Raw genomic sequence first — 16,299 nt, 5'->3', positions numbered from 1 at the left:
CGACATCCGTGGTGTCAGCTGTTCACCCGGATGATCTCCTCCTGGTAGGGCGCGACGACGTCGCGGGACACCCGGCAGTCGAGGACGAGGAACGAGCGATCGTCGGCCGGCTGCGCCGCCCAGTCGGCGAGCTGGTCGAGGTCGGCCAGGCTCCGCACGACGACGCCTCTGGCGCCCACACCGGAGGCCAGCGCGGCGAAGTCGACCTCCGGGATGAGCATCGGCGCGAGCGCCAGCCCCTGCAGCCCGTAGAGGTTGACCTCGGCGCCGTAGGCCCCGTCGTTCCACACCACGGCCATCCCGGACCCGCCGGCGACGCGCACCGCCGACTCCAGGTCGGCCAGGGCCATGAGCCCGCCGCCGTCCCCGGTGGTGAGCACGACCGTCGCATTCGGGCGTGCCAGCGCGGCGCCGAGCACCGAGGGCCAGCCCAGGCCGATCGACTGGAAGGCGGTGCCCACCATGATCATCCGGTCGGGCGCCGCCACCGGCCAGTACATGTTCGCCCACCCGATGAAGTGCCCACCGTCGGAGACGACGACCCGGTCCTGCGGCAGCAGCTCGCCGATCCGGACGGCGACCGACCGCGGGTCCAACCGGCCGTCGGGCGCGAGGTCCTCCCCGGGGTGGTAGGCGCGCAGCTCGGCGACGGGCACGGACTCGCGCCAGGCGCCGGGCGCGTGGCCGAGCTCGCCGAGCTGCGCGGTGACCGCCCCGGCCACGATGGCCGCATCACCCTGAACGTAGCCCCCGACGTGAGGGTGGGTGGCCGCCGGCGCGACGTCGACCTGGAAGATGCGGGTGCCGGGCGCCAGCAGCGCCCCGAAGCGCATCGTGAACTGGTTGAGCGAGGCGCCGAAGACGACCGCGACGTCGGCCTCGCGGACGAGGCCCATCGCCCCCTCGGCACCCCAACCGCCGGCCACCCCCAGGTCGTACTCCGCCCGGGGGAAGATGTTGCGCCCCAGCGAGGTGGTGGCGGTCACCGCGCCGGTGGCGTCGGCGAGGTCCCCCAACGCCTCCCCCGCGCCGGCCAGCCACGCCCCACGCCCGGCGAGCAGCAGCGGCCGCTGCGCCCCGGCCAGGGCGGTGGCGATCTCCGTGATGGAGCCGGCGGCGAAGTCGCCGACGGGCTCACGGGGCGCCGGCGTCAGCGGGGCGGGCACCTCGGGCACCGGCCCGGCCTCGAGGCGGGCGACGTCGTAGGGCACCGCCAGCACGGTGGGCACCCGGTAGGTCAGGGCGTGCTCGATGGCGATGACCGTGGTCGCCGCGGCGTCGGTCCGCCCGACCGTGTAGGTGCGGGCGCCCACCGCGGAGGCCAGCGCGATCTGGTCGACGTCCCAGGGGCGGGGGCCGGAGGTCGGGCCGTCGCCGACGACGAGGACGAGCGGCACCTTGGCCTGCACCGCCTCGGCCAGCGCCGTGAGCGTGTTGGTGAAGCCGGCGCCGTAGGTCGAGGTCGCAGCCGCGATCCGCCCGCTGGCACGCTGGTGGGCGTCCGCCGCCACGACTCCCCCGGCCTCGTGGCGGACCGCGGTGAACTGCACGTCGCTCGAGCGCTCAAGGGCGTCGAGGACGTGCGCGTTGCCGTTGCCCATGACCCCGAAGACGTGGTCGACGTGGCGGGCCAGGGTGTGGGCGACGTGGGCGGAGACGCTGGGCATACGAGCTCCCTCTGCTGGAGACATGACGGGATCGAGGTCGTATGTGTCTCCCGCGCCGGGCGCGGCTCCGTGCTCCTTTTTCGAGCACCGGCGCGCAGCGGCACCGGACCCCTCGACTATAGGTGCTGGCGGGGGGCGGGCCGTCAGGACCGGTCGATGTCCTCCCCGCCGGAGCCGATGAAGCGCGCCGCGAGCGCCTCCGACCCGCGGGCGAGCAGCGCCACGTCGGCACCGACCAGGACGAAGGAGGCACCCTGCTCGAGGTAGGCGTCCGCCACGGCGGGGTCGAAGGCGTTGACGCCCACGGGGGTCCCCGCCGCCCGCACCGCGTCGAAGGTCCGGAGCACGGCGGCCCGCACGTCCGGGTGCGTCTGCTGCCCCAGCACGCCCATGGACGCCGCCAGGTCGCTGGGCCCGACGAACACCGCGTCGACGCCGTCGACCGCCCCGATCTCGGCCGCCGCCTCGACGGCGGCCTCGGACTCGATCTGCACGAGCAGCGAGACGTGCTCCTGCGCCTGCTGGAGGTAGCCCTCGACGCGGTTCCACCGCGCCGAGCGGCCGAGGGCCGAGCCCACGCCCCGCCTGCCGCGGGGCGGGTAGCGGACCGCCGCGACGGCGTCGGCGGCCTCCTGCGCGCTGTCGACCATGGGCACGAGGATGGTCTGCGCGCCGAGGTCGAGCACCTGCTTGAGGAGGACCGGGTCGGCGGAGGGGACGCGGACGACCGGCACGACGGGGTATGCCGCCACCGCTTGCAGCTGCGCGAGCACCGACTCCAGGCCGTTGGGGGCGTGCTCCATGTCGATGAGCAGCCAGTCCAGACCGGAGCCGGCGGCGATCTCGGCGACCAGCGGTGAGCCCGAGCTGACCCACATGCCGACCATCGGCCGGTCCTGGGAGGCCAGCACGTCGCGGAAGGTCGGCGTCAGACGAAGCGGCACGTGACGGTCCCCATCTCGCGGTAGTCGCAGTGCACGTCGTCCCCGCGGGACACCCACATCGGCCGGGTGAACGACCCGGCCAGGATGATCTCGCCGGCGTCCAGCCGGGCGCCGTGCTGGTGGAACTTGTCGGCCAGCCAGGCCACCCCGGTCGCGGGGTGCCCGAGGACACCCGCGGCCACGCCGGTCTCCTCGACCTCCCCGTTGCGGGACAGCACCCCGGGGACCCAGCGCAGGTCGATCTCGTCCGGGCGCCGGCGCTCGTCACCGAGCACCATCGCGCCGTAGGCGGCGTTGTCGCTGATGGTGTCGACGATGGTGCGGCCCTCGAGCTCGATGTGCGAGTTGAGGACCTCCAGCGCCGGGACGGCGTAGTCGATGGCGTCCAGGGCCTGCTCGAGGGTGCAGTCCGGCCCGGACAGCGGCCGAGCCAGCACGAAGGCGAGCTCGACCTCGATGCGGACATTGGAGAAGTGGTCGACCGGGATCTCGGCGCCCGAGGCGTGCACGGTGTCGTCGAACATCACGCCGTAGTCCGGCTCGGTGATCCCTGTGGCCTGCTGCATCGCCTTGGAGGTCAACCCGATCTTGCGGCCCACCAGCCGGCGACCGGCGGCGAGGTTCTGGTCACGCCACACGCCCTGGATGGCGTAGGAGTCCTCGATGGTCGCCTCGGGGTAGCGTGCCGTGATGCGCGGGACGACCGAGTGCGTGCGGTCCGCCTCGGCCAGCTCCTCGGCGATCGTGGCGATCTGCTCGGGTGTCAGCATCCGTGGTCCTCCCTCGTCACAACTGGTGCCCCAGCTTGTACTCGCCCTTCTTCCACTCGGGCATCTCCTCGTCCTCGTCCCGGCGGGTGTAGGAGAAGCCGTCGGCACCGATGGTGACGCCCATCTCGGAGTCGTCGGTGCGCTCGACCACCGGCTGCGGGTTGCCGTCGAGGTCGAGCACGAGGGAGGCCTCGGTGTACCACGACGGCACCACCGGGTTGCCCCACCAGTCCCGGCGCTGGTTGTCGTGGACGTCCCAGGTGATGACGGGGTTGTCCGGGTCACCGGTGTAGTAGTCCTGGGTGTAGATCTCGACCCGGTGCCCGTCCGGGTCGCGCAGGTAGAGGTAGAAGGCGTTGGACACCCCGTGCCGGCCCGGGCCGCGCTCGATGGCGTCCGAGCGGCGCAGCGCCCCGAGCTTGTCGCAGATCGCCAGGATGTTGTGCTTCTCGTGCGTGGAGAAGGCGACGTGGTGCATCCGCGGGCCGTTGCCGCCGGTCATCGCGGTGTCGTGGACGGTCGGCTTGCGACGCATCCACGCGGCATACACCGTGCCCGCGTCGTCCTGGATGTCCTCGGTGACGCGGAAGCCCAGGTCCTGCATGAACTTCGTGGCCCGGGGCACGTCGGGCGTCACCTGGTTGAAATGGTCCAGGCGCACCAGTGCACCGGGGGTGTAGAGGTCGTAGCGCCAGGCCAGGCGCTCCACGTGCTCGACGTCGTAGAAGAACTCGTAGGGGAAGCCCAGCGGGTCGGTGACCCGGACCGAGTCGCCGATGCCCTTGGTGAAGCCCTCGGCCCGGCGCTCGACCCGGCACCCGAGCTCGGTGTAGAAGTCGACCGCCCGGTCCAGCTCCTGCGGGCTGCGCACCCGGTAGGAGAAGGCGGCGACCGCGGCGACCGGCCCCTGACGCAGCACGAGGTTGTGGTGGATGAACTCCTCGATGGAGCGCAGGTAGACACATCGCTCGTCCTCCTCGGTCACCGTGAGCCCGAGGACGTCGACGTAGAACGCGCGGGAGGCGGCGAGGTCGGTGACGACGATCTCCATGTAGGCGCAGCGCAGGATGTCCGGCGGCGGCGCCGAGGGCGTGGGGATGGGGTCGTCGGTCCGGATCGGCGCCTCCTGGGAGACGTAGTAGCCCGAGGAGGTGCGGACCCGGTCGGTGCTGCCGGTCTGGTCGCTGGTCATCGCTGCGCCTTCCCGAAGGTGGGGTGGTGCGCCGCGCCCAGGGTGATGTGCACGGCCTGCTGGTCGGTGTAGAAGTCGATGGACCGGTAGCCGCCCTCGTGCCCGAGGCCGGAGGCCTTGACGCCGCCGAAGGGGGTGCGAAGGTCGCGCACGTTGTTGGAGTTGAGCCACACCATGCCCGCCTCCACGGACTGGGCGAAGGTGTGCGCGCGGCGCAGGTCGTTGGTCCAGATGTAGGCGGCCAGGCCGTACCTCACCCCGTTCGCCAGCTCGAGCGCCTCCTCCTCGGTGTCGAAGGGGGTGATGGCCACGACCGGGCCGAAGATCTCCTCCTGGAAGATCCGGGCGTCCGACGGCACGTCGACGAAGACGGTCGGCGCCACGAAGTTGCCGGTCTCGAAGCCCTCGGGGCGGTCGCCACCGGCGACCAGGCGGCCCTCACCCTTGCCGATCTCGACGTAGCTCATGACCTTGTCGAAGTGCTCGGGGTGGACCAGCGCCCCGACCTCGGTGCTCTCCTCGTGCGGGTAACCGACCACCACCCGTTGCGCCTGCGCGGCATACCGCTCCACGAACTCGTCGTAGATCTCCCGCTGCACCAGGATGCGGCTGCCGGCGGTGCAGCGCTCGCCGTTGAGGGAGAAGACGCCGAAGATCGTCGCGTCGACCGCGGCCTCCAGGTCGGCGTCGGCGAAGACGACCGCGGGCGACTTGCCGCCGAGCTCCATCGACAGCCCCTTGAGGAAGGGCGCGGCGTTGGCGAAGATCAGCTCCCCGGTGCTGCTCTCGCCGGTGAACGAGATGAGCGGCACGTCCGGGTGCTTGACCAGGGCATCGCCGGCCTGCTCCCCCAGCCCGTTGACCAGGTTGAAGACCCCCTGCGGCAGGCCCGCCTCCTCGAATATCCCGGCCCACAGCGAGGCCGACAGCGGGGTGAACTCGGCCGGCTTGAGCACCACGGTGTTGCCGGTGGCCAGCGCCGGCGCGAGCTTCCACGACTCGAGCATGAACGGCGTGTTCCACGGCGTGATGAGACCGGCGACACCGATCGGCTTGCGGTTGACGTAGTTCATCTGCCGGCCGGGCACCTTGTAGGTGTCGTCGGCCTGGGCGACGACGAGGTCGGCGAAGAAGCGAAAGTTCTCCGCCGCCCGCCGCGCCTGGCCCAGCGCCTGGGTGATCGGCAGGCCGGAGTCGAAGGACTCCAGCTCGGCGAGCCGGGCGTCGCGCGACTCCACGAGGTCGGCGATCCGGTGCAGCACCCGGCTGCGCTCGCGCGGCAGCATCCCCGGCCACGGGCCCTCGGTGAACGCCCGTCGGGCGGCGGCGACCGCACGGTCGACGTCCGCCTGCTTGCCGGCCGCCGCGCTGAGGTACGTCTCGTTCGAGACGGGGTCGAGCACCTCGAAGGTCGCGCCGTCCACGGAGTCGACGAGCTCGCCGTCGATGTAGTGCTGGATGCGGTCGGGCAGGTCGTCCGGCCGGTGCCGGGTCGCCCCGCTGGTGGCGGTCTCGGTCATCGCTCAGTCCTCCTGGTGGGCACGGTGCCGTCGAGGTGAAGCGAGGCGGGGGCCTCGCCCGGGTGGTCGGGGTCGGGACAGGTCTCGAGGTAGGCCTCCAGCGTGTTGCACCGGTGCCGCCGTGCGGCGGTCTCGATCTCCGCCGCCGGGGCCTGCCGTTCGATCAGCGCGAGCAGCTGCTCGTGCTCGGCGACGGACTCCTGGGCCCGGCCGGGCACGAAGCTGAAGGTGGAGTCGCGCAGGTGGCCCAGCCGGGCCCACTCGCCCGCGACGAGCTCGACGAGCCGCGGGTTGGGGCACCGGGCATACAGGGTGGCGTGGAACTCCTCGTTGAGCCGGGTGAAGACGCGCGGGTCGAAGTCCTCCAGGGTGCGGATCATCAGGGCGTTGACGTCACGCGCGGCGCGGACGTCCGTCGCACTCACGTGCGGCGCCGCCAGCGCGGTCGCCGCGCCCTCGAGCACCGCGAGCGCCGCCATGCTGTGGCGGTAGCCGGAGTCGTCGACCATCGAGACCCGGGCCCCGACGTTGCGCTCGAAGGTCACCAGCCCCTCCGCCTCGAGCTGGCGCAGCGCCTCGCGCACCGGCACGACGCTCATGTCGAGCTCGGTCGCGATCGAGGCGAGCACGAGACGGTAGCCCGGGGCCAGCTCCTGCCGGGCGATCCCGCCCTTGATCCACTGGTATGCCCGCTGCGACTTGCTCAGCCCGGCGGGCTCGACCTCGCTCAGCCCTGCTGCCGCCACGCGTCGTACCTCGCTCTCCACTCCGCGTTCATCGGGAAGAGGCCGTCCACCGGGTGCCCCTCGGCGACCCGCTCGGCGATCCAGGCGTCCTCGGCCTCCTTGGCGAGCGCGGCGTCGGCGACCTCCGCCGCCAGGCCGGGCGGGATGACGAGCACGCCGTCGGCGTCACCGACGAGGATGTCGCCGGGCTGGACGGTGGTGCCGCCACAGGCGATGGTCAGGTCGACGTCCCAGGGGACGTGCTTGCGGCCGAGGACCGCCGGGTGGGCCCCGGCGCAGTAGACCGGGATCCCCACGGCGGCGACGGCGTCGTGGTCGCGGACCCCGCCGTCGGTGACGATGCCGGCCGCCCCGGCCGCGTGCGCGCGGATCGCGAGGATGTCGCCGAGCGTGCCCGAGCCGGCCTCGCCCCGGGCCTCGATGACGATGACCTCCCCCTCGCCGACGGCGTCGAAGGCGCGCTTCTGCGCGTTGTAGCCGCCCCCGTGGCTGGCGAAGAGGTCCGGGCGGTGCGGGACGAAGCGCAGGGTGCGGGCCACGCCGACGAGCTTGGCGCCCGGGTGCATCGGCCGCACGCCGTCGATGGTGACGTCGTCCAGGCCCCGCTGACGCAGCTGCTGGGACAGCCCGGCGGTCGGTGCCTCCAGGAGCTTGGCGCGCAGCTCGGGGTCGAGGGTGGAGCCGGAGGTCTCCTGCCCAGCGTCGTCGGCAGGAAGCCCGGCCGCCTCCCGCGACCCCCAGGCCTCGGCGCGCTGGGTGTCGTCGACCGAGGGCAGCGACCCGAGGTCGGCGTCGAAGTCCTGCTCCCCGGCCACGACCGTGGTGACCAGGCGCCCGCTCGTCGGGCTGTCCGGCGAGGAGGGCGCGTCGACCTCGACCTCGACCACGTCGCCGGGCTCGATGACCGAGGAGCCGGCCGGGGTCCCGGTCAGGATGACGTCGCCCCGCTCCAAGGTGAGGTGCTGGGCCAGGTCGGCCACGATCTGGGCGAGCGGGAAGATGAGCCCGGCCGTGGTGTCGACCTGCACCAGGTCGCCGTTGACCCAGGTCCGCACGCGCAGCGCGTCGGGGTGGACCGCGGCAGCGTCGATGAGCGAGGGGCCGACCGGGGTATACCCGTCGCGGCCCTTGGAGCGGACGTTGGAGCCCTTGTCGTTGGCGCGCAGGTCGTAGACCCCGAGGTCGTTGGCGGCTGTGACCCAGCCGACGTGCGACCACGCCTCCTCCGCCGTGACGTGGTGGGCGGGGGTGCCGATGACCAGCGCGATCTCGCCCTCGAAGGCGAGCAGCTCGGTGCCGGCCGGGCGCTCGACGGTGCTGCCGGAGGCGGTGACCGAGCTGGCGGGCTTGAGGAAGTAGGAGGGGTGCTCGGGCCGGCGGCCCCGCTGGTCGGCGCGCGAGCCGTAACTCAGGTGGACGGCGATGATCTTGCCGGGGCGGCACGGGAGCCCGGCGAACCGCGGGTCGTCGTCACGGGGGTGCGCTGCGTCGGTCGTCATCGGCCCTCTCACTGTTGCAGGTGCCGGGATTGTATATGATCGGCGGCACGCGCAGGGCGGGACCAGTCTCCCGCACGGTCGACGAAGGAGTCAGCCCATGCAGTTCCACCACCACGGCTACGTCTCGGGCGACCCGCGCGTCGAGGAGGCGGCGGGCACGGGGGTCGACCGGCCCGCTGACCTGCCGCCAGAGTGCGACGTGCTCATCGTGGGCTCCGGACCGGCGGGGATGCTGCTGGCGGCGCAGCTCTCGCAGTTCCCTCAGGTATCGACTCGGATCATCGAGCGGCGGGAGGGCCGCCTGCCGCTGGGTCAGGCGGACGGCATCCAGCCGCGCAGCGTGGAGACCTTCCAGGCCTTCGGGTTCGCGGAGCGCATCGTCGCGGAGGCCTACAACATCGCCTACATGAACTTCTGGGGACCCGACCCCGACGACCCGACCCGCATCGTGCGGACCGCGCGGACCGAGGACTACGGCTTCAAGATCAGCGAGTTCCCGCACCTCATCGTCAACCAGGCGCGCGTGCTCGACTACTTCGCCGAGGCCGCCGCCCGTGGCCCCGGCCGGATCGTGCCGGACTACGGTGTCGAGTTCGTCGGGCTCACCGTCCACGACGAGGGCGAGCACCCGGTCGAGGTCACGCTGCGGCACGTCGCCGGGGAGCGCGAGGGCGAGGAGGTTACCGTCCGCGCGAAGTACGTCGCCGGGTGCGACGGCGCGCGCAGCGGGGTGCGCGAGGCGATCGGCCGCCGGCACGTCGGGGAGCTGGCGCGGCACGCGTGGGGCGTCATGGACGTGCTGGTCAACACCGACTTCCCGGACTGGCGGACCAAGTGCGCGATCAACGCCGCCGCCGGCAACATCCTGCACATCCCGCGCGAGGGCGGCTACCTGTCCCGGATGTACATCGACCTCGGCGAGTCGCCCGAGGACGCCGACCGCAGCATCCGCAGGACCCCGGTCGAGGAGATCATCGTCCGGGCCAACGAGATCCTGCACCCCTACTCCATCGACGTGCAGGAGGTCGCCTGGCACAGCGTCTACGAGGTCGGTCACCGCGTGACCGACAAGTTCGACGACGTGCCCGAGGGCGAGGAGGACAGCCGGACCGCCCGGGTCTTCCTCACCGGGGACGCCTGCCACACGCACAGCGCCAAGGCCGGCCAGGGCATGAACGTCTCGATGCAGGACGGCTTCAACCTCGGGTGGAAGCTCGGCCACGTGCTCACCGGGCTCAGCTCCGAGTCGCTGTTGACGACCTACTCGGCGGAGCGGCAGCCGGTCGCCCAGCAGCTCATCGACTTCGACCGCGAGTGGTCCTCGCTCATGGCCCGCAAGCCGGAGGACATCACCGACCCCTCCGAGCTCGCGACGTTCTACCTCGGCACCGCCGAGTTCCCCTCCGGCTTCATGACGCAGTACGCCGCCTCCGACCTGGTCGCGGACGGCGAGCACCAGGGCCTCGCCGAGGGCTTCCCGCTGGGCAAGCGCTTCAAGTCCGTCGAGGTCGTGCGGGTCTGCGACGGCAACGCCGTCCACCTCGGTCACCACGCGCGGGCCGATGGTCGCTGGCGGGTGTATGCCTTCGCCGACGCCCCGGCTGCGGGTGAGCCCTCGGCGCTCGCCGAGTGGGCGGAGTGGGCCTCCTCCCCCGCGTCACCGATGAGCCGGTACACCCCGGCCGGGGCCGACGCCGACGCCGTCTTCGACGTCAAGGTGGTCTACCAGCAGCCCTACGAGGACGTCGACATCACACGGGTCCCCGAGGTCTTCCGGCCGCGCAGCGGGTCGCTGGGGCTCATGGACTGGGAGAAGGTCTTCGCGGCCCCGCCGAGCGCGTGGACCGACGTCGACATCTTCGAGGAGCGCTCGCTGTCCCGTGACGGGGTCGTCGTCGTGGTCCGCCCCGACCAGTACGTCTCGGCGATCCTCCCGCTCACCGCGCACGACGAGCTCGCGGCCTACTTCGACGGGCTGATGCTCGAGCAGGGCTGACGCCCAACAGCAGCGCCCGGCGACGTCTCAGCAGCAGAAGGCGCGCAGCTCCTCCAGCGAGCGCAGCAGCACCCGATCGCTGCCGAGACCGATGACGATCGCGATCTCCGGCTCGACGCCGCTGTCGGACCGGGCCGCCGCCCACTGCTCCAGCTGACCCGTCCCCACGCCTGACACCGCCGTCGCCACGTCCTCCTCGGTGGAGTAGTCCACCTGGCAGGTCAGTTCCTCCCAGTCCGCGACGCACCGGACCCAACCGGTGCCCTCGCCCTGCTCCAGCTCCGTGGCGAGGGCATACCACCAGTCCACGACCTCCGGGGTGGGGGCAAAGCGCCCGGTCAGCTCCGACCGATGATCCTCGATGGTCAGGTCCACCGACCCGCCGAAGGGCACCTCCCCCAGCCCCGCGCTGAGCTCGCCCCGCTCGGCGTCTCCCAGGTCCGGGGCGAGCGTCGCCCTCGCGTCATGGTCCCATCCCTTGCCCAGGCTGGTCGTCCTCGCCTCGCTCTCGACCACCCCAGGAAGCGCCTCGAGCGCCGCCTCGGTCTCGGCGCGCCGACGCTCGGCGGCGTCGCTGGCCTCACCGAGATCGAGGAAGACGCCCCCGACAAACCCGACGACAGCAGCGATCCCGGTCACGACGACGATGCCGCACAGGGCCAGCACCACGCGCAGGACGTAGGCGACCCGGTCCGCTACGTGCGTGCCCAGCTCGACAGACCCCATACGCTGAACTCTCAACGGACGTGCGCTCGCTCAGGCTCCCGTTCTTCTCCTGGAAGACGTCGGTGAGCTGGGTGTAGCAGTAGCCGGACATCAGCGGATCGCGGTCGAGCACGCGGGTGAGCCCCCCGGCGCGGGCGTAGAACTCCTCCTGGTCGCGCACCCGGTCGCCACAGCCCCACGACTCACCCGCGTCCTGGGTCGCGTCCGCGTCGGAACGCGCCGACTGGGGCACCCACCAGATCCCGCCGTACTCGCTGCAGAAGTAGGGCTGACCGGCATACGGCAGCGAGTCACCGGGCGCCCCCCTCGGCGCAGGCACCGGTGGTGGCCCCGTTGTTCTCGTGCGGCCTGCCCTCCGCGAGCCCGTCTCGCTCCTCCATCACCCTCACCTCTCGTCGTCCGGGTCCAGGGTGTCCGTGAGCTCACGCCAGGCGGCGAGCCCCTCGTCGAGCCGCACCCGGCCCTCGACGGTCAGGCGGTAGTCCTTCCTGCCCGCGCACGATGGGGGATGTCTGGGACGTGGCGGTCCCTAGAGTGGGCGCCATGGTCGAGGACGCTGACGACGGTGTGGTGCGGCTGGTGGAGCACCCTCGTGGCACCGCCGTGCAGCTCGACCGCCCGAGGCGCAGGAACGCCCTCACGCTGTCGATGTGGCGACAGCTGGCGTCGGTGGTCGCCGAGGAGGGTGGCGACACCTCCGCTCCCCTGTATGTCGTCGGCGCGAGCGGCTACTTCTGCTCCGGGGCCGATCTGGCGACCCTCGCGTGGGCCCGGTCCGCGCCGGAGCGGGCCACGGACTTCGTCGACGCGGTCGTCGCTGCGCTGCTGACGCTGCATACCGTGCCCCGACGGGTCGTCGCGCTGGTGGAGGGCGGGGCAGCCGGCGGCGGCGTGGAGATCATGGCCGCCTGCGACGCCCGCGTCGGCGTGGGCGCACCGGCCCTGGTCTTCCCCTTCGGCCAGCACGGCATGGTGGTCGACGGCTTCACCCGCTGGCGACTGGGCCGGCTGGTCGGCGAGGACGCAGCAGAGCGGCTCGTCGACGGCCGCCACGTGGTCGCCGCCGACGAAGCGCTCAGGCTGGGTCTGCTCGACGCGCTGACGACAAAGGGCCCCGGAGGCCGAAGCCCGGTCCCGCCTCCCGGGCCTCCTGCCGACACCTACCTCCGGCCGGGCGAAGCTCTCGAGGCTGCGGTCAGACGAGCGGCGGCGCCCATGCTGGCAGCGTTGTCGCCGCCGGAATGACGGGCCGGCCCGTCACGGGCGGTGTGGTGACCCCGTGGCCGTCGGGCGCAGAGTGGGAGCCCTCGGGACTCCGCGGCCAGGGGCCGGCTACCGGCGCTCGACCTCCAGGGTGAAGCCCTGCTCGCGCAGCGCGGCGACGAGCTCGTCCCCCATCGCCACCGCGGGCGTCAGGACGCCGCCCTCGCGATCCGGCTCACCGCGGGTGGCGAGCAGCACCAGGGCGGCCTGACCCAGCTCGACCGAAGTGGCGGCATACCCGGGATCACCCTGGGCGGCGACGGTCGCGGCATACCTGCTGCCGTCCTCGGTGGTGGTGATCGTCTCGGTCCGGAAGGAGCCCGCCTCCCGACGCTCCCTGGTCGGGCCCTCACCCGGCGAGGGCAGCAACCGATCGGCGACGACGCGCAGCCCCGGGGTCGAGAGCGAGGCCATCAGCCCGCCGACGGCGGCGACGACCGCGCGCGCCCTGGCCGCACCCCGCCACCCCCGGCCGGTCGCGACGAGCTCGCGGTAGCGGAACCGCGGACCATAGCCACCGTCGAGCAACGCATCCGAGCGCCGCACCACCCGCGTGTTGTAGGGCGCCATGAAGAACGGCGCGGCCCACGAGCCCGAGGTCTGCTCGACGAACGGTCGCCAGACGTCGCGCTGGCCCGGGGCGCCGGACCGTCCGCCGCTGAGCGCGAACGGGTCGGCGATCACCCGGCGGAGCTGGGCGTCGCCGGCGACCTGCTGCAGCTGGGTCCGGAACGAGTCGACCGTGCCGCCGCTGAAGCCGCCGCTCGCGTGCCGCAGCCACATCGTCGTGTCGGTGAGGCCGCCGGCGCCGTCCGCCTCGGCCGCGCGGTGGAGCAGGTGCACCCCGAGGTCTGAGGGCACCGAGTCGAAGCCGCAGGACACCACGATCCGTGCGCCCGTCTCCCGCGCGGTCTCGTGACACCGCTCGATCGCCTCGCGCACGAAGAGCACCTCGCCGGTGAGGTCGGCGTAGTCGGTCCCCTCCTGCGCGCACGCCTCCACCAGCGGTATGCCGTGGCGCAGGTAGGGGCCGACCGTGCTGACCACGACGCGGCTGCGTGCGGCGAGCGCGCGCAGGCTCTGCTCGTCACCGGAGTCGGCGACGACGATCGGCCAGTGCGCCGCGACGGCGCCCAGGTCGGCCCGGACGCCGCGCAGCTTCTCCTCCGAGCGTCCGGCCAGGGCGACCACGACGCCATCGGGCGCGGTCCGCGCCAGGTGCTCGGCGACGAGGCGGCCGACGAAACCGGTCGCTCCGAAGAGGGTGATGTCGAGGTCGCGAGGCATCCGCCCATCCTCACATCCGGGGCCTCACTCCGCGCGCGCGAGTCGCAGGCTCCACTCGTGCTCGTGCATGCGCCAGACGCGCCGGTGGATCCGGTCGTCCGCGACCTCGCCGTCGGTGTCGACCCGGAAGCGTCCTTGCGCTCGTCGCCCTCGACGACGATCTCGCGCCCGCGGGTGAGGGTGACGTCCTCGCGCTCGGTATGCCGTCCCTTGCCGCAGGTCGAGGGCGAACCTCACCCGCGCGACGCGGCGTGCTGCTCCAAGGTCCGAAGCACCCGCTCGACCTGATCCTCCTCCGCCGAGCCCCCACCCGGGTTGGTGAGGACGAGCACCCGGCCCGCAGGACCGCCAGTGGACTGGTCCGCGTCATCGTCGCGCCGCACGACACCTACATGCGTTGTCGGTCCGCGCCCACGCTACGCGCTCCCGGCGCGCCGTCGAGCCGGTCAGCACCACGATGGGAGACTGAGGCATGCAGAGCAGGGGTTTGCGGGTGCTGGTGGGTGTCGTCGCGGGCCTGGTGCTGCTCGCGGTCGGCGCGGGGGTGTTCTCCGCCGTGCGCCCCGCGGCCGAGCTCCCGGAAGGATCGCCAGAACGCGCGGTCCAGGACTACGTCCAGGCGCTCTACGACGACGACCTCGACACCGCGACGTCCTACCTCGACCCGGACGAGGGATGCACGACCGAGGACCTCGACGTGCTCTGGGTCGACGGGGATGCGCGCGTCGTCCTGCGAGACACCCGGGTCGACGGCGACGAGGCCACCGTCCGGATCGAGCTCGTCCATGCCGACAGCGGGCCGGTCGCCGTGGACGAATGGTCCGAGGAGGAGACGTTCCGGCTGCGCCGCAGTGTCGACGGCTGGGTGCTGACCGGACTACCGTGGCCGCTGCACCGGTGCACCGGGGACGGTGAGTCGCCGTGATCCTCGGCCTCCTGGTCGTCGTCGCCCTCCTCGTGGTCCTGGGAGGTCTGGCCACGACCCTCGCGCGCCGTCGGTCGGCGGGGGGAGCCCCCGGGGCCCCGCCCTCGGGCTCCTCCGTGCGCCGCTTCTTCCAGTACCTCCTGCTCCTCGGCCTGCTGATGGGCGCCGCCTCCGGGGTGACCGGCCTGCTCGGCAGGGCCCTGGACGACGTCCTGCCGTCGGGCGGAGACACCCTCATCCGTGACGACACCACCCTGGCTCTCCAGCTGACCCTCACCCTCATCGCCCTCCCGTTGTGGTTCGTGCTGGCCTGGTGGACCCGCGAGCGGCTGCGCCACGACCCTGCCGAGCGCAGCTCGGTGGGGTGGTCGGCCTACCTGCTCATCGTCGGGCTGGTCTCGCTCGTCACCGCGATGGGGGGGTGGCAGGGGACGCTGACGGGCCTCCTGGGCGTCCAGACCTACGGCGACCTCGACGGGCAGGAGATCGCGCTCGCGCTGGTGTGGACCTCCGTCTGGCTGACCCACCGCCTGGTCGCGCTGCGGCAGGCGGGTGGCCCCTCGCTCGCGGTGCGGCCCCTGGACCTGCTCGGCTCGCTCATCGGCCTGGTCACCGGGGCGGTGGGGCTGATCCAGCTCACCGCGGCCTCCGGTCGCGCGCTACTCGGCCCGGTCGGGTCGATGGTCACCCCGCCGCTGGACGACCTGCTCCGGGCAGGCGTGATCTCCCTCGTCGGCGGGGTGGTCTGGGTGGTCCACTGGGCCGCCCGGGCCGTGCGGGGCCCGCGCGACCCGGCCTGGCTGATGATCGTGCTCCTGGTCGGGGTGGGTGGCGGCCTGGTCACCGCGGTCGTCGGCTCCAGCCTGCTGCTCTACGACGTGCTCGTGTGGCTGGTCGGCGACCCGGTAGCGGGGTCGGCCACGGTCCACTTCGACCCCGCGCCGGCCCAGCTCGGCCTGGTCGTGGTCGGGCTGACGGTCTGGTGGTATCACCAGGACCTGCTCGGAGAGGGCAGCGAGACCCGCACCGAGGTGCGCCGGGTCTACGAGTACCTCCTGTCCGGCATCGGCCTGATCGCCGGCGCGGCCGGCCTGACGATGGTCATCGTCACCGTCGTCGAGGCGGCCACCGGACGCTCGGACCTGCTGGTCGGCGGGAGCGCGGTCAACGCCCTCATCGCCGCCCTCGTGCTGCTCGCCGTCGGGCTGCCCGTCTGGTGGCGGCACTGGGCGCAGGCGCAGCGGGCGCGGGCGCAGGACCCCGGCGCAGAGCTGGGGTCGCCGTCGCGGCGCACCTACCTGTTGCTGCTCTTTGGGGTCGCGACCGTGGCGTCGGTCGTCGCCACGCTCGTCCTCGTCTTCCTCGTGCTCGAGGACGCGCTCGCCGGGACGCTCGGCCCGGAGTCCCTACGCCGCACGCGGTTCGCCCTGGGCGTGCTCGCCACCACCTCGGTGCTGGCGACCTACCACTGGTCGGTCTTCCGCCAGGACCGGGCGGAGGCGCCGGAACCGGAGGCGGCAGCCGCCCGCCCGGCGCGTCGCGCGCACATCCTCCTGGTCGGTGCCGCCGACCCGGCCATCGCGGACACGATCGCGCAGCACACCGGGGCCAGCACGCAGGTGGTCGAGCGCACCGACACCGACACCCCGGCCTGGGACGCCGAGGTGCTGCTGAGCGCGCTCGCCGCCGACGGCGTGCGGGATCAGGACGTCGTCGTCCTGTCCGAGGCGGAGGGGATCCGGGTCATCCCGGTGCGGCGCTGAG

14 protein-coding genes are annotated in these 16,299 nt (G+C 72.8%); 4 read left to right on the top strand and 10 right to left on the bottom strand.

Features of this window, described 5'->3' with window-relative positions:
- Nucleotides 1-14: 14 nt before the first annotated feature.
- From AC5PYY_RS10770 to AC5PYY_RS10740, 7 genes are all read right to left on the bottom strand, one after another.
- Nucleotides 15-1,667: a thiamine pyrophosphate-binding protein gene (locus AC5PYY_RS10770; RefSeq protein ID WP_493896810.1), complete on the bottom strand. Its 1,653-nt coding sequence runs from the start codon at nt 1,665-1,667 to the stop codon at nt 15-17.
- 143 nt (nt 1,668-1,810) lie between these two features.
- Nucleotides 1,811-2,611: an aldolase/citrate lyase family protein gene (locus tag AC5PYY_RS10765; protein ID WP_493896809.1), complete on the bottom strand. Its 801-nt coding sequence runs from the start codon at nt 2,609-2,611 to the stop codon at nt 1,811-1,813.
- Entirely contained in the window at nt 2,596-3,381 is a 786-nt protein-coding gene (locus AC5PYY_RS10760; RefSeq protein ID WP_493896808.1) for a 2-keto-4-pentenoate hydratase, read from the bottom strand. The genes AC5PYY_RS10765 and AC5PYY_RS10760 overlap by 16 nt, the downstream gene beginning before the upstream one ends.
- Before the next feature lie 16 nt (nt 3,382-3,397).
- Nucleotides 3,398-4,573, bottom strand: a complete 1,176-nt coding sequence (gene hpaD, locus AC5PYY_RS10755) for a 3,4-dihydroxyphenylacetate 2,3-dioxygenase (protein ID WP_493896807.1) — start codon at nt 4,571-4,573, stop codon at nt 3,398-3,400.
- Nucleotides 4,570-6,093 (bottom strand): 5-carboxymethyl-2-hydroxymuconate semialdehyde dehydrogenase, encoded by a 1,524-nt coding sequence (hpaE, locus tag AC5PYY_RS10750; protein ID WP_493896806.1) that lies wholly within the window; start codon nt 6,091-6,093, stop codon nt 4,570-4,572. The genes hpaD and hpaE overlap by 4 nt, the downstream gene beginning before the upstream one ends.
- Nucleotides 6,090-6,824, bottom strand: coding sequence for a GntR family transcriptional regulator (locus tag AC5PYY_RS10745; protein ID WP_493899362.1), 735 nt, complete (start codon nt 6,822-6,824; stop codon nt 6,090-6,092). Before AC5PYY_RS10745 ends, hpaE begins: the two co-directional genes overlap by 4 nt.
- Nucleotides 6,821-8,338, bottom strand: a complete 1,518-nt coding sequence (locus tag AC5PYY_RS10740; protein ID WP_493896805.1) for a fumarylacetoacetate hydrolase family protein — start codon at nt 8,336-8,338, stop codon at nt 6,821-6,823. Before AC5PYY_RS10740 ends, AC5PYY_RS10745 begins: the two co-directional genes overlap by 4 nt.
- Before the next feature lie 97 nt (nt 8,339-8,435).
- Here AC5PYY_RS10740 and AC5PYY_RS10735 point away from each other — a divergent pair, with 97 nt between their 5' ends.
- The gene (locus tag AC5PYY_RS10735) at nt 8,436-10,334 is read left to right on the top strand and encodes an FAD-binding monooxygenase (RefSeq protein WP_493896804.1); all 1,899 of its coding nucleotides are present in this window, start codon (nt 8,436-8,438) and stop codon (nt 10,332-10,334) included.
- 27 nt (nt 10,335-10,361) lie between these two features.
- Here the strand turns inward: AC5PYY_RS10735 and AC5PYY_RS10730 are convergent, their stop codons facing one another.
- The gene (locus tag AC5PYY_RS10730) at nt 10,362-11,060 is read right to left on the bottom strand and encodes a hypothetical protein (protein ID WP_493896803.1); all 699 of its coding nucleotides are present in this window, start codon (nt 11,058-11,060) and stop codon (nt 10,362-10,364) included.
- Between the two features lie 543 nt (nt 11,061-11,603).
- Here AC5PYY_RS10730 and AC5PYY_RS10725 point away from each other — a divergent pair.
- Nucleotides 11,604-12,305: an enoyl-CoA hydratase/isomerase family protein gene (locus AC5PYY_RS10725; protein WP_493896802.1), complete on the top strand. Its 702-nt coding sequence runs from the start codon at nt 11,604-11,606 to the stop codon at nt 12,303-12,305.
- A gap of 87 nt (nt 12,306-12,392) precedes the next feature.
- Here the strand turns inward: AC5PYY_RS10725 and AC5PYY_RS10720 are convergent, their stop codons facing one another.
- Together AC5PYY_RS10720 and AC5PYY_RS10715 are read right to left on the bottom strand one after the other, a co-directional pair.
- The gene (locus tag AC5PYY_RS10720) at nt 12,393-13,610 is read right to left on the bottom strand and encodes a saccharopine dehydrogenase family protein (RefSeq protein ID WP_493896801.1); all 1,218 of its coding nucleotides are present in this window, start codon (nt 13,608-13,610) and stop codon (nt 12,393-12,395) included.
- Between the two features lie 233 nt (nt 13,611-13,843).
- Nucleotides 13,844-13,993, bottom strand: coding sequence for a hypothetical protein (locus AC5PYY_RS10715; protein WP_493896800.1), 150 nt, complete (start codon nt 13,991-13,993; stop codon nt 13,844-13,846).
- 89 nt (nt 13,994-14,082) lie between these two features.
- Between AC5PYY_RS10715 and AC5PYY_RS10710 the strand changes: the two genes are divergently transcribed.
- Nucleotides 14,083-14,535 (top strand): hypothetical protein, encoded by a 453-nt coding sequence (locus tag AC5PYY_RS10710; RefSeq protein WP_493896799.1) that lies wholly within the window; start codon nt 14,083-14,085, stop codon nt 14,533-14,535.
- Nucleotides 14,532-16,298, top strand: coding sequence for a DUF5671 domain-containing protein (locus AC5PYY_RS10705; protein ID WP_493896798.1), 1,767 nt, complete (start codon nt 14,532-14,534; stop codon nt 16,296-16,298). The genes AC5PYY_RS10710 and AC5PYY_RS10705 overlap by 4 nt, the downstream gene beginning before the upstream one ends.
- The last annotated feature ends 1 nt before the right edge of the window (nt 16,299 follow it).

This window comes from Serinicoccus sp. JS2-9, from assembly GCF_059025165.1.
This window is presented reverse-complemented; position numbering and strand designations above follow the sequence as displayed.